This window comes from Bradyrhizobium sp. B124 (genome assembly GCF_038967635.1).
GTDB lineage: Bacteria > Pseudomonadota > Alphaproteobacteria > Rhizobiales > Xanthobacteraceae > Bradyrhizobium.
Genome location: NZ_CP152413.1, coordinates 7,502,471 through 7,517,102 on the forward strand (window position 1 = coordinate 7,502,471; position 14,632 = coordinate 7,517,102).

The following is a 14,632-nucleotide window of genomic DNA, read 5'->3' on the forward strand; positions in this document are numbered from 1 at the left end:
AGCGGGGAGCGCGATATGAGCGGAAGCGACCCGTGATCACATTGTCCAGCGCTACGACGGGCTTTGCTTATGCACAGCGCGCTGAATTCTCGGCGGCGCCGTCTCGGGCATCATCAGCATGGCACACAGTCCGGCCGCGCTAGCGACAAGCATGTACCAGGCGGGCGCCAGCGCGTTTCCGGTCACGTGGATCAGCCAGGCGACGACGGGTTGAGCTGTGCCTCCGAAGATCGCTATCGCAAAAGCGTAAATCGTCGCGAAGGCGCCGCCGCGGATGTTCTTGGGCAGACCTTCGGCCATGCTCACATAGAAAGCGCTATACGGGACCGTTCCGATGAAGGTGAGCGCGCCGAGGCCTCCAAGAAGTGCGATGGCACTGCGGCTCTCTGCGATCCACCAGAACACCGGATAGGTCATCAGCAGCGCGGTGACCTGCGGCCATATCATGATGTGCCGGCGTCCGGCACGATCCGCGAGCCAACCGCCCAGCAGTGCGGCAGCAATTCCTACTGCATTGCTGACGAGCGTGGTGGCAAAGGCGAGAGGCGCAGAAACCTGCAAGGTGTTCAGCGCATAGGTTGTCATATATTCCGTGATGTAGGTAAAAATTGTGCAGCTGGCCAAAATGATGAGTCCCAAGCTCATCATGCGGCGAGCGGCACGCAATCTCTTCGCAGTCTCGACGACGGGAGCCGAAGCTTCCGCGCGGTGTAATGTCTCCGGCAGGGCGCTCCGCAGCCAAAGTCCGAACGGCAGTGTACCGGCACCGAGCAAAAACGCGATCCGCCAGCCGTACGCGTCCAGTGCCTCGCTTGTCATGGCGAGGGAGAGTATTTCTCCAACCAGCGCTCCGGCGGTTGCAGCTATCTGTTGGCTGGCAGGCTGAAACGAGACAGCAAGACCGCGCGCGTCGGCGGCGGCCGCCTCCATGAGATAGGCAGTGGTCGGACCGACTTCACCTCCCAGGGCGAAGCCTTGCACCAAGCGTGCGAAAATGGCCAGTAACGGAGCGGCAATTCCTATTGTCTCGTACGAGGGCGTCACAGCCAACGCAAGGATCGCGGCGCTCATCATGGCGAAGCTGGCGGTCATCGCGGGCCGGCGCCCGACCCGATCAGAGTACGTGCCGAGCACGATGGCCCCGATCGGTCTGGTTACAAAACCCGCGCCAAACGTCGCGAGCGACAGCATGAGGCTGGCGAACGGGTCGCTCGCCGGGAAGAACGCCTGACCGATCTGGATGGCGAAAAAGCTATAGGTCCCGAAATCGTAGAATTCGAGGATATTGCCGATCGTTGCGCCCATCACGGCGCGGCCGGTCAAGCGTTCGTCTTTCGCAACGATGGTCGGCGCCGGCCTCTCCTTGAATTGTCTGGCCATCCTCGATCCGTCTCGAGCGCGATCCTGGCTTGAACATTTCGACCAACCGGGTCGCACGCGTTGCTCGCCACTTGCCCACACGCCCTCAATCTTGATGCGGCCGGCCCGCGCGCCGGTTTTCCACATGTGGGCCTGAAGCATGTCGCGACGAAACCCATGACGACGTGTGCAACAAAAATGCCGGCCTCTCGCAGTCTCATTCAAGCACTGAATTGATCGCGGCGATCGGCCAGCAAAGAAGAAGAAAGGATACGGCTGCAGTTGTCGGGCGCGGATGGTCAGTGTGCTCCTTTGCAATGGCGAGTTTGCGACAACGTCGGCGGGCGCCGAACAGCAGGATCTGCTTTCACACAGAGAGGCCGCCGTGCGTGCATGCTGCGTTCAGCTGGCTACCGCGTGTGCGGAAGTGTCAGGCGATTGGCCCGGCTTTTGCTCCACTGCGTGGTAGTTGCGTGCCGCCGCATGCTTTGTCGGGATTGTTCCCTGCAGAATACAGGAGATCTTCGTGCGATCAGACGTAATGGGAGCTCGCATTGTTCATCGCACCATGAAAACGACCGGCATCGCGCCGGCGCCGCAGGCATCAGGGGGATATCCGGTCGTGGCGAGCCGCAGCTGAGTGGGGCGCAAACGGCAAGCGTGATGAGCCAGAGTGTGAGCCCCGAAAGTTGAAATCTGAGGCATCAGCAATGGCGAGGACGCGCGTCTGTGGGTGGATTCGCCCCAGAGTTACAGCCTTCCTTTCATGCTACGGCGCTCGCGCATCTGCGTGCACACGCGCTCGAAGCTCGATGGCAAAGCATGCCTGCTATCAAAGCCCGGAATAGAATGTGTAGTATGAAAACGAAGACAATTACGACCGTCGTGCTTGCGGTTCACGTGGTGCTCGGCTCGCCCAGCCGGGCCGTTGAAACCTACGATGTCAGCGATTCGAACGGTGTGCCCTTTATGCGGGCACGGATATTCGGAACCGGTGATGGCCCTTATTGGAAAGACGGTGACAACCTGAGGCGTTCACTGCGCAATCTGCCGCAATGGGAAGTAGATCATTCGCTTGCGGCGATTCGGCATTGGGCCGAGATCATCAACGTCATACCGGGGCAGTCGCCGGCCATCGTCAACATCGGTGGAATTCGCGCTAACAACGCATATGCCAGTTTCCGTACTTCCCCCGATGGCGGCACCAACGTGCAGGCGGCACTCACGGGTCGGGATCCGGGCGAGCTGCATTACGGCGCGCATGCTATGGTTACAATTGGCCAAATGGGGTTTTCATCCGAAGCATACATTCCTTCGCAATTGCCGATGACGCCAAAGATAGGTCTTACATCGGTAATGATCCATGAGCTCGGCCATGATCTCGGAATCGGCAGTACTATCGACTATGAACCATACTCAGATTTCCCCGGGCCGCTATCAACATATTTCCCTGAAAAGATAAATGCATGGACGGAGCATTTGTACGATGACAATGGCAAACAAGCCAAGCCTGGGCAGACGATCTATTGCTCCGTCTGCGCGAACCCGCGAGCTGACGATGTTTTTGACCTGCGTCGCGACCGGGGGTATTTTGTCGGCAAGCATGTGAGTGAAGTGCTCGCCGGCGCCATGCCCGGCATTCCGGTGCGGGTGATGGACGAGCATGGTAAAGTGCGGGATGTCCCCTTCGTCTCGCATTCTGAGCTCAAGAACGGCCTGATGAGCCACCAGGCATACCGAAATTACACATCCTTGATGGAGGTGGATTTCGCCGCCTTGCAGGATATCGGCCACAGCATCGATCGGCGCAAATTCTTCGGTTATTCGATCTACGGAAACGGGCAGAATCTGGTCAACGACAATCCCTTCTTCGCTCGTAATGCTGACGGCACCGCGTATCTGCCAAATACATACAATACGGCCACCCTCGGACTTGGACTACACGTCTATGGCAGCGGCAACACTGTGGTCCAGCGCGCCGACCTGCTTTCGGAAGGACCAGGGGGTGCTGGCATCCGCGTCGATGGCGAAGCCAATCGGATCACAATCCCGCCCGGGACCCGCGTCCATGCGGACGGCGCCTATGGGCGCGGCGTCATGTTCGCCTATGGTAAGGATCACACGCTTACTCAGCGCGGCGACGTGCAGGCGCTCGGCGAGCATGGCATCGCAGCAAGCTTCGACTTTGGCAACAATGCGATGGGAAATTACTATGAGTATCGTGGCTCGTATATTCGCACAATTGAGAATAGTCCGGCCATGATGCTCAACGAAATCGACGGCCCGCTCGTCAGCACGTTCGATCTGACCGGGCGCCTGGCTGGCAGTCATGCAGCGATGTACATGTCGAAAAATGGTTATGTGGGCCAGATCAATGTGATGCGTGGCGCAATGCTGTTTGGGGACATCCTGTCTGATTACGCCCAACGTGACGAGAACGGTTCTCCACGCCTGACCAAATTAACGTTCGGCATGACGCCTGACGCGAATGGTCACTCAACGGGACAGCCGGACGCAAGCTTTGCAGCCCGCTATGAAGGTAACATCGTTGGACGCGACAACCTGTCGCTGCAGTTATCCGGTGGCGTCGCGTTGTTTACCGGCAATCACGAAGTGTACGACGCAACTGTCGCGCAAGCCGCAACCTTGTCCGGCAACGGCAGTTATCTGCTCAATACCGATGGCAGCTTCACCAACCACGGTGCTGTCGCGCCGCTCATCGATGGTCGTGACAACAGCATAACGGTGAATGGGGACTATCTGCAAACCTCCACCGGCCGCTTGCAGGTCGCAGTGAACGATACCGGTGCGTTCAGCCGCCTCGTGGTGAACGGCAGTGCGGCCCTTGACGGTACCCTCACGATCATGCCGCAGCGAGGCTGGTATGGCGGCGGCTTCAGTGTCTCATCCAATCAGTGGCTGAAAGCAACAAGTCTCACTGGCTCGTTCACGGAGGTGACGACATCGCTGCAATCGCCGACTTTAATGGCGAGCGCGACAGCTCAGGGTGACAACACCTACGCGTTAACACTCTCTCGCCCGACCGATGCCTATTCTCGTTATGCGGCCGATGCCAATAGCCGCCAGGTCGGCGCGGCGCTCGACGGGATCGCTGGCAATGCTGCCGTGGGACTGCACCCGCTGTTCGCGGCACTCGACTTCTCCGCGCCCAACGGCACGGGGGTGACATCTGCGCTGCGTCAGCTCTCGCCGTCCGTCTATGCGTCGGAGAAGGGCAGGCTTATCAACGACAGCTTCTATGCGCGTTCGGCAGTGTATGACCGTCTCGAACAGGCCTTTGGCGGCGCGCCATCCTCGCCGATGGCGGTGATGGGTTATGGTCCTCAGCAGACGCCAGGCCGCAAATCTGCCTCTGCCATCGCTGCCGGCCCGACTTCTTCTGACCTGCCATCCCACGACTTGCAGCGCTATGCGGCCTGGAGTTCTGCTTTTGGCGGATGGACGAGCCAATCAGGTGATCACAATGCCGCAAGCACCAGATCCAGCATTGGCGGCTTCATGACCGGAATCGACGCGTCGGTATTTGACGACTGGCGATTCGGTGTTCTTGCAGGCTATAGCCGCTCCACTTTCAACGTCGGCGCCTTTTCGTCATCAGGCCGCAGCGATAACTACACTGTCGGGAGCTATGCCGGAACCGAGTGGACCGTGCCAGAAGGAGCCATCGCCTTGCGCTCAGGCATTGCCTATACATGGCACGACCTTGAGATGAGCCGCAAAGTTGCGTTCCCGGGGTTTAACGACAACTTGATCTCGAATTACGACGCGGGCACTTTCCAGATTTTTGGAGAATTGGGCTACAAGGTCCGTCTCGGCAACTGGTCGGTGATCGAGCCCTATGCCAATCTTGCCCATGTTCGGGTCGCGACGGATGCTTTTAGCGAGAGGGGATTGAACGGGGCGGCCCTCGATATTCACGACGACACGATGCAAACGACGCTCTCCACCCTCGGCGTCTACGCGACTACCCGTTTTCAACTTGGCGACATCGCCACGACCGCGCGAACTGACATTGGCTGGCGTCATGCCCTTGGTGACCTCATTCCGCTGTCGACAGCCAGCTTTGCTGCCGGTTCCAGCGCTTTTGTGGCTTCGGGCTTATCCATTGGCAAGGACGTGGCACTCGTGAAATCCGGTCTAGACTTCCAGCTTTCGAGCAACAGCACCCTTGGCATCGCCTACCAGGGCCAGTTCGGTTCAGGCATCGCCCAGAACGGATTCAACGCCATCTTAAGCGTAAAGTTCTGATAGCATCGTCAATCGATTTTTTTGGCCCGGCGCGCTACCCGCAGCAGGCTCATGTTGGTTCTAATCCAGGTCTCGTGCTTGTGTGCCGGGAATCGAGGTTAGCCTGCATGAACGCCAGCGCCGGCGCGCGCAGTCGGGATGTTTTCGCCGCCTGCCGTAGATCATTGGCTACCGCTTCCTGGAACCCTCCATTGCCAGAGTTGACCAACAGCCTGTGCAGGAAGCGCCGCATTGCTGGGCGCCCGGCTCTTTAGCAAAGCTTTGCCAAGCGATTACCACCTCCGCAGCGTCCTCCGTCGGATTGCCCTCAGCCAGTCCGCGACCATTTCAGCGAGAGACGGCGAAGGCATCGCCTGCGCCTGGCCGTCGTTCGGCCCGGACGGTTCATTTCCGTTGTCGAGGAAAAAGTAGGACCGTCGGGCCGACATACCCTCGGGGCTCAGGGGTGTGTCCAAGTTCCTCAGCACTTGTTCGGGCCGCGGATTTTCGGACAGAATTAGGCGGCCAATTGCGTCAACAGGCCCTCGGGCAGGCTTATTAGCTGGTTTTCGCTCACGTCAGCCGATTGGAGCCTGGGCGAAAGCGCCTCGGGCAGACGGCGCCAACCGATTTTGGCTACGTTGAGAAAAGACTGGTCAGCCGATTGAAGGCATGTCGCGCACGGCTTAGTTCGCCGCAAGGAACGGTGAAGCCAAATGAAAAGGGGCCTGTCACGCGGACGGCCCCTGCCGGAACTTTGAAAATTGCTTCGGGATGAAATCTAGCCCCGGCAATAAAGAAATTAGCTCCAAATGCAGCCCAGGGGGATTCCGTAAAATCCCGGGGTACCCCCGCGCGAGCGGCCAAATGAAGAACGGCCCCAGCACCTCTGGGGGCCGAGGGCCGGTGCTGGGGCCGCTACTTGATCCGCCGATTTATCTCTTGGAGGTCGGCAGCTTCGATTTTGCGTCCTTCCCTGATCCTCCCGCAATAGCATGCGTGCAACAGTGTCCTAGTTTCCGTCCGCGGGTGTCATAATTAGGACAGCACCGACTCAATGGGCTCGGCGCGGCGGCGAGAGAATTGTCGAAAAATCGTATGGGCGTGTCGGAACCGGGCCCAGGTGATCGTCTTGAATCCAGGACGCGACGTATCCGGAGCATCGAAGTCATGGCCCCGAGAGCCAACTGGAAGGGCTTTCTGCGTCTGTCCCTCGTCACCTGCCCAGTGGCGCTCTATCGGGCCACCTGCGCTCTATCGGGCCACCTGCGCGTCTGAGAAGATTTCGTTCAATCAGCTCAACCGGTCGACGGGACACCCGATCAAATACCTCAAGGTCGATGCGGAGACCGGCTAGGAGGTGCCAAACGAGGACATCATCAAAGGCTACGAACTCGACAACGCCAGTACATCGCGGTCAGCAAGGAGGAGCTCGAGGAGATCGCGCTGGAGTCGACCCGGACCATCGAGATCGACGAATTCGTCGACAAGGCCGACATCGACCCGCGCTACCAGATCCGCCCCTATTGTCTGCAGCCCAACGTCAAGGTCGGGCACGAGGCCTTCGCGGTGATCCGCGAGACCGTCCGCGAATGGACAAGGTCGCGATCGGCCGCGTGTTGCTGACCAGCCGCGAGCACATCATGGCGCTCGAGCCGCTCGGCAAGGGGCTCGTCGGCACGCTGCTGCGCTATCCGTACGAAGTGCGACCGGAGCAGGAGTATTTCGACGACATCCAGGCGGTGAAGCTGACGAAGGACATGCTCGATCTGGCCAAGCGCATCTTGAACCAGCCGCCCGCTTCGAGCCCGAGAGTTCGAGGACCGCTACGAAGCCGCGCTCATCGACTTCATCAATCGAAAGCGCGCCGGAAAGCCCATCACCCCCGAAGCAGCGGCCGGCAGCGGACAACGTCGTCAACTTGAGGAGGCGCTGCGGCGGAGCGTCGGCGGTGCCTCCGCCGGGACCACCTCGAAGAGCCCGGCCAAGAAAGGCCGATAGCCGGGAAGAAGTTGGCGAGGGAAGCCGCGGTGAGGAAGCCAGCAGCCAGGCCGCAGCGGAAGTCGGCCTGAGGCCATATGGGAGAGGCGCATGGATATGAAGGAAGCCTCGGCAATGACGGAAGCCTCCGGACTGACGGACGAGGAGGGCGACATCGAGCAGAGTTTTGTGGCCCGGCCGATTGGCCAGACGGAGCCGCGACCGAGCCGAAGCCCGCTGCATTCGCTCTCGTCCGGTATGGCGATGCGCGGGGCCGAGCAGTTGCGCAAGGTGACCGTGAAGTCCCCATTGCAGTCGCTTCTCGTCGCGTTCCTGCTCGGGGTTTGGGTCGCGCGCCGGCGGTAGGGATCCGTGGGCGAGTGAAGCTCGAGACGTCTCAGACCTCGCTGGGCTTCTACGATCTTGCGATCGCGAGCGCCCTCGATGAAGGCGGCGCTGGAAGCCTGGGGAGCGGGCAGCAAGCTCTATCACCAAGGCGTTGCCACGGTAACGGACGCCCCGACGTGGTCTTGACCACGGCAAAGCCGGGCGTCGTCCTCAGGCGGCCCGCGGGATCGAACGGGCACCTCGCCAAACAATCCGGGCTGCCGACCCGCTCCGGGCGACCATGACGGTCGCGGACGCCCAAAGCGCCGTCCGAAACCGAAGAAGGGAGCGTCTCCCAAGATCAGCGAAAAGGCCGCCCGGAAGGCCGCATTGGTATTCGAGAGGGAGCAGGCAAGACAGCATGCCGAGCGCCGCCGTGAAGAATCCGCGAGAGCAAGAGACCGTAAGCGGCGGGACAAGGGGGCGCGAAGGCGCGGGAGGCATTCGGCGGGCATGAAGCTAAGGCGAGGCGAAGGCGGGCGTGCGGCACTCGACAGACGAACCGAAGACGAGAAGGCTCGCTGGGAGAAGCAGAACAGAAAATCGATGCCGCCCTGCGTCGGACGCGGGAATAGCGCCAGAGTGTCATCTACGCTCGCTGCGCGGGCTGGTCACTCGACTCGCTCAAGTAAGCAATGAACGGAACGACCCACGTCGCCGAAGCATGCCCCAGCAGAACCATCGTCACGACAGCCTGCGTGAGCATCATGCTGACCTCCGCAACCGCATCGCGAGGCCGCCGGGGCGAGGCGGATCGTCATCGTCGCCGTCGAGCTTGCGCAACGCGGCCAGGATATCTGCGAGCCGGATGGTGTGGCCGATGCCGGGGATCTCGCGCAGGGCGGGGCAGGATTCGACGGCGTACATGTCGGATGCCCATGACGACAGGATGATCCGCTTCTCCGGGACCGAGAGCCTGTTGTCGCTCAGGACATCCCCCGGAAACGCATAGTGCGCGGCTGGATGAAAGAGCAGATTGAGATCGCCGGTATTCGTGTTGGCGTTAATCATCGGTTGACTCCCTTATACGCTCCTTTCCTCGGGACTGGTTTTCAGTGAGTTCGGGGCGGCGGTGACCGCCGCCCCGATGGTCTTTACTGCGCGTTGATCGCGATGCGCTTGACGTCCGCCCGCGGGGTCTCGGATTTCGGCAGCGAGATGGTCAAGACGCCGTTCTTGAATGACGCCTCGGCCTTGTCCTCGTCGACGTCATCGAGCGCGATCTGCCGCTGGAACGAGCCGTAGTGGCGCTCGGTAAAGTATTTGCCTTCGTCCTTGCGCTCGCTCTTCTTCTCGCCGCGGACGGTCAGCACGCCGTTCGCGATTTCGATCTGGACGTCCTTCTCCGTCATGCCGGGAAGCTCGGCCGAGATCGTCAGCGCCTTGTCGGTCTCGCTCAGTTCGATCTTCGGCCAGCCGAATTGCCCTTCCATGAGCGGTGATAAACCTGTGCCGCCGAAGCCGCGGAAGACGTCGTCGAATAGACGGTTCATCTCGCGATGCAGCGTCATGAACGGATCGTAGTTGCCGCGCGTGGGCGCGAGCTCCTGGTTCCGCGACCAGGGAATGAGATCACGAATTGCCATGGTTTTCTCCTTCATTGCATGAGGGAAGGGAGCGCGGCGGCGCTGGCGCGCGCCGCCGTCGCCCCTCGACCGGGCGTCAGGCCGCCTTCTTCTGCTCGATCTGCGACGGAGATCCGCCGCTTCCGATCTGGATCCGGCGCGGCTTCATGGCCTCCGGCAGTTCGCGGACCAGATTGACGATCAGCAAACCGTCTCGGAAGGAAGCCTCCTTCACTTGGACGTAGTCGGCAAGATTGAACACCCGCCGGAATGGGCGGGCGGCGATGCCCTGATACAGATATTCGCCGCTCGCCTTCTCGGGCTTGCTGCCCTCGATGGTGAGCGTGTTCTGCCCGGCCGTTACGGTGACGTCGCCGGCGCCGAAGCCGGCGACGGCGAGCGAGATCCGGTAATGGTCCTCGCCAAAGCGTTCGATGTTGTAGGGTGGGTAGTGGTCCTCGGTCGCTTGGCGCAGCGTGCCTTCGACGAGGTCGGCCAAGTGGTCGAAGCCGATAGTGGAGCGCCATAGGGGCGCGAAGTCAAACGTGGTCCTCATAACCAAGTCCTCCAAAGAGCAAGATGGATACGAAGGAGCGCAGGACAGGGGTTTCGGACAGATCCGAAGACCCGAACCGGCGCCCGTGCCGGACCCGTTGAAGGCGCCCCGGCACACCGCTCTCGCGGCGAAAATGACGTAGAAAAGCAAGAGGCTGTTTCAAGAGGGGAGCGCAAAAAAATCGCAGCCATTGGGCGCGGCGTGTCGCCCCTGCGCCACCTTTCCGAAGGACTTGCAGACGCGACGAGAGGCATCTTGACAGCCAATCGCGTCCGAATATTTTTGCGCCGGGAGATCTCTTTCCCAGGTTCCGCAACACCTAAAAGGACCGTGACGACCGTCAGGAGAGACGACGTTGCTCAACGAAGATCTGGCTCGCATCCGTGCGCATCGCAACAACAGTCACCGCTATCGACGGCTGCTTCGGACGAAGCTGTCGGAGCTGGAACGTCAGTTCATCGAAAGGCGACTCGCCAAGGAGCAGACCGCGCTCGATGCTCTGGCCGCCGCAACCTTCCCCGTCACATTCACGCTTCCGAAAGGCCAGGCGTCCGCAACGATGGGGCCGAGCGATGAGCGACGTCCGCGACCTTCTTATCCGAGGCGGCGAAAAGGTCATCTGACACCATCGCTTGCTGCCGGCGAGTGCCAAGGGCCGGATCCGTTGTGCAAGAGGTAGGTCTTGATCGAGCCGATGTACTTGGGTGGGCTATGGCCGCCCGGATGGTGCCACCGCGAAAATCTGTTCAGCTTCGCCTAATCCGCATCTAGATAACATCTCGCGCCCGCACGGAGCTTGGCTACGGTATGATAGCCGAAGCAATGATTCGGCGGCCAGATCTGGCCTTGACCCCAAGTCCGCGCCGCCGTAGCGCCCCGTCCGAAAGGGCGGGGCGCTTTCCTTTTGCATATGTCCTTGCTGGCGTTTCTCACAGGGCATCGGATGGGTACGCCGCAACTGTATACTGTCAAACAGGCCTTGGATCGTTGGTCGCGAGCGGTATTGTGGATACGGATGCAGGCCTTCGACCGCGGGCGCGGCAGAATGTCGTGTTCGAACTCGGCTTCGTTATCGGAAAGTTTGGGGCAGCCAATGTGGCTGCGCTTATGAAGTCGACGGTGGAGAAGCCATCTGACCTTGAGGGCATTGCCTATGTTCCCTAGGGCCCGGGTACTTCCTGGAAGACTGAGCACGCACGCGAAATGCATCATATGAAAATCCCCTTCGATACCAAGGCTGTTCTTGCAGCTTGGGTAAGCCTCGATCGTGCATCAATCTGAAGAATGCCCCGACGTGATCGATGCCGGCGATGAGGCCGGTGACAGGGTCCTGGCTTTGCTCGGTGTTAAACCAGTCCAGATACGCCTTTATCTCGGTTGAACACGCTTGGCAGCCGCGCTTCAAGGTGAACGTGTTCGCGGCCGAGGGCCCCGACACCACCTGCTTTGGGCCCGCCTGTTCGGTGCGCCAGCGGATCATTTCGATCATCGTTCTGTCGCCGCTCGCCATGACCAAGGCCGCTTCCAGTCGGCTTCGCGAAGTTCAAGATTCGAGATCGCTGCTTCGCCTGCGCCAGCTGCCGACGGAGCCTTTACGGCTTCGGCCATATCGGCCCTCGCGATCGCGCAGGTCACATATCGAAGCCCGTTGTCGACTTTGGCGACGCCAAAGCATCCGTCTTGCAGCATCAGTTTGTCCGAATTCACGACAGGCGGACTTCACGTCCCGCGCCTAATGCGACCTCCCAACAATGGAAAGGTTGCAATTGGCGCCGACCGGAGCGGCCAGTCCGTATCATCACGGGCTCCTCTTCCATCCGTGCGGCGGATTGCGCTAGCCTGCAATTTGGAGGAAACAGGCAGTGGCGAGCAGATTTGAGCGGATCGACGCTTTCGCACGGCCGCCGATCCTGCCGCGCCTTCGCCGTGTGCAGGCATGGCGCCGCGTCCGGCTGCAGCGCCTCCTATCTGATCCCAACATCGCACAGAATGATCCGGGAAGGCTCAAGTCCATCAAAGCCGCACAAAATTACATGGCCGTCTCCGTGCGTGTCAAAGCCATCCTTGCCGGGATCATCGATCGCTAGGGGTCCGCCGGGAGCGGCGCGCTGTCGAGTGCGCGAGCAGTCACCGCATGCGCCGCCTCGTAATATGCAGTGATCTCGCACTCTTCTAACACTTCGACCCGTTTGGTTTCCGGAAATTGACAGCGGGACCGTCGACCGAGATTGCTGGGGCGTAGCTTTGACGCGCGCATCCGTGTGACGGCAGCGCGCTTCCGTTCTGGAGGCAGCCTCGGTATTGGCCCACTCGCTTCAAGCTTTGCCAACGCGGCAAGTACGATGCCGGTTGCGAGTTAGCCTTCACACCATCTCCTCAGCGCCTCTATGGCGTTCTCCAAAGCCTTTTCATGGCATAGTCTCCACGGGCGGCCTGCGGAAAAGCGCGCGGGCGGCTGGAGGGGCCACCCGCGCTAGTTCGCGCTTCGAAGAGGCTTTGCTGTCTCATGGGGGTTGCGCGAGTATATGAGCAGCCGAGCCATACATGCCTCAGCAACCAGCGTGCCAAACCATCGTACCGGCATTCCGCTTGAACAGAGACAAGACGCTGCGCTTTCAACCCGGTCCCCGAACAGCTGTTTGCGCCTTGATTGCAGTTCCCACATGCATGTCATCGACCGGACACAGCTGAGCGAGATCAGACGTGCAGGGATGCAACGGCGCCACGCAGCGCCGATGACCGTTAATGCAAGTCTTTCATCGTGTCGAAACTGCCAGCAAAACGCTTGCCGGCGCTGCCGGTGCTTGCGGGGGCGCCACGAACGACATGAAGCCGCTGTAAATAGGGCGGGGTGCAAACATCACGACGTTCGCAAGTCGGAAAGAGAACAAAACCCACACAAAACAACGCGAACTGTGGACCATTTTCTGGCACGAAGAATGCAGCCCTCGACATGCCTAGGGGCGCCCTCCCTTGGGCATGGCTACCATCGCAACTTGAGGCCGTGGCTGGCCACTTGAGGTTAGCGGCGCGTGACATCGACGAGGGACAGTTGCCTGTGCAGGACACACGCAGGCACCTGCGTCACGTCGCCGCTAACTTCTGTCCGCGGCCACGGCCGATCAATGGTTGGTTCGCTTGCGTCGATAAAGAACGTATGGTCCGTCCGATCATCGCATGGTTGGCGGCGTGCGGCTGGGGGACGGAGGTAACCGATGTTGATGTTGTAATCGAAGGCGGCCAGAAGACGGCGACGCGTTTGCACTATCGGCGGGGCAGGCGAAGATCGCGCCATCGATCGGACCGAACGGTATCTTGTGTTCGTGAGCAACGGGTCAGTGACGTCAGATACGAGATGCGGTTTCGCACCTGCGATTCACACAGAGTATTCCGCACATTCTCGACACTTCGCGCGTCATAACGGCTTTGTTGGCTACATTAATGCCCAGTTCATGCCGCGCATGATGACCGATCGACCGAAAGTCGTCCCGACGGGATCGGGCAACCTCGCCTTCATCGGCCAGTTCTTCTGCGAGATTCCCGACGACGTTGTCTTTACCGTCGAGTATTCCGTGCGCTCAGCGCAGACTGCATCTTCAGCTTGCTCGACTGGCTCCCCCTTTTACAAGGGCAAGCATGATCCTCGCGTCCTCTTCGATGCCTGGAAGACGCTGCACCGCCATTGATCAACGGAACGGCCAACGACTATGGGACGTGTGAACGACAAGGTCATTCTGGTGACCGGCGGAGCTCGCGGAATGGGGGCCGCTCATGCGCGCCTGCTGGTGGCTGAGGGGGCCAGGGTCGTCATCACCGATATTCTTCATACAGAAGGAGAGGCTCTCGCGGCTCAACTTGGCAATTCCACCGTCTATGTGCCTCAGGACGTTACCGAACCGAAGCAGTGGGCCGAGGCAGTCGCAAGCGCCGAGGCGCGCTTCGGCGCGCTCCACGGGTTGGTCAACAACGCCGCGATCGCCAACATAGCCCCTATCGAGCAGTTCTCGCTTGATCAGTGGAACAAGACCCTTGCCGTCAATCTAACCGGCGTATTCCTCGGAATGCAGGCAGCGCTACCGGCCATCCGGCGCGCGGGCGGAGGTTCGATCGTCAACGTCTCGTCAGTCGAGGGGCTGCGGGGCAGTCCCGGACTCCACGCCTATGTCGCTTCGAAGTTCGGCGTGCGGGGCATAACCAAGTCTGCTGCTCTGGAAGCTGCGGCCTCGGGAGTCCGCATCAACTCGATCCATCCCGGCTTCATTGCCAGCCCGATCACCGAGAGCTTCGAATCCTCCCTCTTCCCCATTCCACTCGGGCGCGCAGCCGAGCCGCAGGAAGTGTCGCAGGTCGTCTTGTTCCTGCTCAGCGACGAGTCCAGCTATCTTACCGGTTCCGAGATTATTATCGATGGAGGTCTGACGGTCGGCGTCCCGCGCAAATCCCTGGCGCCCGAGAACCTCTTTTGATGAGCCCAACTGATTGCCCAATCTAGTCGGATAGAATGCTGCGAAGTATCATGGTAGCCGAAAACGAAGCT

The 14,632-nt window shown here is 60.4% G+C and carries 12 protein-coding genes and 2 pseudogenes; 8 read left to right on the top strand and 6 right to left on the bottom strand.

The window, feature by feature from the left end:
* Positions 1 to 51: 51 nt before the first annotated feature.
* Complete coding sequence (locus tag AAFG13_RS35655; protein ID WP_342709749.1) at positions 52 to 1,380, bottom strand: MFS transporter; 1,329 nt, start codon at positions 1,378 to 1,380, stop codon at positions 52 to 54.
* A gap of 837 nt (positions 1,381 to 2,217) precedes the next feature.
* Here AAFG13_RS35655 and AAFG13_RS35660 point away from each other — a divergent pair.
* The 3 genes and pseudogenes from AAFG13_RS35660 to AAFG13_RS35670 all read left to right on the top strand — a co-directional run bounded on the left by AAFG13_RS35660 (position 2,218) and on the right by AAFG13_RS35670 (position 7,953).
* Positions 2,218 to 5,628, top strand: a complete 3,411-nt coding sequence (locus AAFG13_RS35660; RefSeq protein WP_342709750.1) for an autotransporter domain-containing protein — start codon at positions 2,218 to 2,220, stop codon at positions 5,626 to 5,628.
* Positions 5,629 to 6,777: 1,149 nt separating this feature from the next.
* Positions 6,778 to 7,679, top strand: a pseudogene (locus AAFG13_RS35665) (Ku protein).
* Positions 7,680 to 7,698: 19 nt separating this feature from the next.
* Positions 7,699 to 7,953 (top strand): hypothetical protein, encoded by a 255-nt coding sequence (locus AAFG13_RS35670; RefSeq protein ID WP_342709751.1) that lies wholly within the window; start codon positions 7,699 to 7,701, stop codon positions 7,951 to 7,953.
* 726 nt (positions 7,954 to 8,679) lie between these two features.
* Here the strand turns inward: AAFG13_RS35670 and AAFG13_RS35675 are convergent.
* The 3 genes from AAFG13_RS35675 to AAFG13_RS35685 form a co-directional block, all read right to left on the bottom strand.
* Positions 8,680 to 8,985, bottom strand: coding sequence for a hypothetical protein (locus tag AAFG13_RS35675; protein WP_342709752.1), 306 nt, complete (start codon positions 8,983 to 8,985; stop codon positions 8,680 to 8,682).
* 83 nt (positions 8,986 to 9,068) lie between these two features.
* On the bottom strand, positions 9,069 to 9,560 hold the full coding sequence (locus AAFG13_RS35680) for an Hsp20/alpha crystallin family protein (protein ID WP_342709753.1): 492 nt from the start codon (positions 9,558 to 9,560) through the stop codon (positions 9,069 to 9,071).
* A 76-nt stretch (positions 9,561 to 9,636) separates the two neighbouring features.
* Entirely contained in the window at positions 9,637 to 10,095 is a 459-nt protein-coding gene (locus AAFG13_RS35685; protein WP_342709755.1) for an Hsp20 family protein, read from the bottom strand.
* Positions 10,096 to 10,450: 355 nt separating this feature from the next.
* Between AAFG13_RS35685 and AAFG13_RS35690 the strand changes: the two genes are divergently transcribed.
* Positions 10,451 to 10,774, top strand: a complete 324-nt coding sequence (locus AAFG13_RS35690; protein ID WP_342709756.1) for a hypothetical protein — start codon at positions 10,451 to 10,453, stop codon at positions 10,772 to 10,774.
* Positions 10,775 to 10,917: 143 nt separating this feature from the next.
* Positions 10,918 to 11,259 (top strand): TIR domain-containing protein, encoded by a 342-nt coding sequence (locus tag AAFG13_RS35695; RefSeq protein ID WP_342713461.1) that lies wholly within the window; start codon positions 10,918 to 10,920, stop codon positions 11,257 to 11,259.
* Here AAFG13_RS35695 and AAFG13_RS35700 read toward each other — a convergent pair.
* Positions 11,201 to 11,611, bottom strand: coding sequence for a hypothetical protein (locus AAFG13_RS35700; protein ID WP_342713580.1), 411 nt, complete (start codon positions 11,609 to 11,611; stop codon positions 11,201 to 11,203). The genes AAFG13_RS35695 and AAFG13_RS35700 overlap by 59 nt on opposite strands.
* Positions 11,612 to 11,957: 346 nt before the next feature.
* Here AAFG13_RS35700 and AAFG13_RS35705 point away from each other — a divergent pair, with 346 nt between their 5' ends.
* Positions 11,958 to 12,182: a hypothetical protein gene (locus AAFG13_RS35705; RefSeq protein ID WP_342709757.1), complete on the top strand. Its 225-nt coding sequence runs from the start codon at positions 11,958 to 11,960 to the stop codon at positions 12,180 to 12,182.
* 655 nt (positions 12,183 to 12,837) lie between these two features.
* Here the strand turns inward: AAFG13_RS35705 and AAFG13_RS35710 are convergent.
* A complete protein-coding gene (locus AAFG13_RS35710) occupies positions 12,838 to 13,050 on the bottom strand; it encodes a hypothetical protein (protein WP_342709758.1) in 213 nt (70 codons plus the stop codon).
* A 473-nt stretch (positions 13,051 to 13,523) separates the two neighbouring features.
* On the opposite strand from AAFG13_RS35710, the pseudogene AAFG13_RS35715 reads away from it, so the two are divergent.
* Positions 13,524 to 13,815: pseudogene (locus AAFG13_RS35715) on the top strand (oleate hydratase); the annotation flags it as partial.
* Positions 13,803 to 14,561: a glucose 1-dehydrogenase gene (locus AAFG13_RS35720; protein WP_342709759.1), complete on the top strand. Its 759-nt coding sequence runs from the start codon at positions 13,803 to 13,805 to the stop codon at positions 14,559 to 14,561. The pseudogene AAFG13_RS35715 and the gene AAFG13_RS35720, both read left to right, overlap by 13 nt.
* Positions 14,562 to 14,632 lie beyond the last annotated feature (71 nt).

What these genes read in the sequence shown, in the direction of transcription:
- AAFG13_RS35685 (WP_342709755.1), bottom strand. Translation starts at nt 10,095, where the DNA reads ATGAGGACCACGTTTGACTTCGCGCCCCTATGGCGCTCCACTATCGGC.
- AAFG13_RS35670 (WP_342709751.1), top strand. Translation starts at nt 7,699, where the DNA reads ATGGATATGAAGGAAGCCTCGGCAATGACGGAAGCCTCCGGACTGACG.
- AAFG13_RS35660 (WP_342709750.1), top strand. Translation starts at nt 2,218, where the DNA reads ATGAAAACGAAGACAATTACGACCGTCGTGCTTGCGGTTCACGTGGTG.
- AAFG13_RS35710 (WP_342709758.1), bottom strand. Translation starts at nt 13,050, where the DNA reads ATGTCGAGGGCTGCATTCTTCGTGCCAGAAAATGGTCCACAGTTCGCG.
- AAFG13_RS35675 (WP_342709752.1), bottom strand. Translation starts at nt 8,985, where the DNA reads ATGATTAACGCCAACACGAATACCGGCGATCTCAATCTGCTCTTTCAT.
- AAFG13_RS35695 (WP_342713461.1), top strand. Translation starts at nt 10,918, where the DNA reads ATGATTCGGCGGCCAGATCTGGCCTTGACCCCAAGTCCGCGCCGCCGT.
- AAFG13_RS35655 (WP_342709749.1), bottom strand. Translation starts at nt 1,380, where the DNA reads ATGGCCAGACAATTCAAGGAGAGGCCGGCGCCGACCATCGTTGCGAAA.
- AAFG13_RS35720 (WP_342709759.1), top strand. Translation starts at nt 13,803, where the DNA reads ATGGGACGTGTGAACGACAAGGTCATTCTGGTGACCGGCGGAGCTCGC.
- AAFG13_RS35680 (WP_342709753.1), bottom strand. Translation starts at nt 9,560, where the DNA reads ATGGCAATTCGTGATCTCATTCCCTGGTCGCGGAACCAGGAGCTCGCG.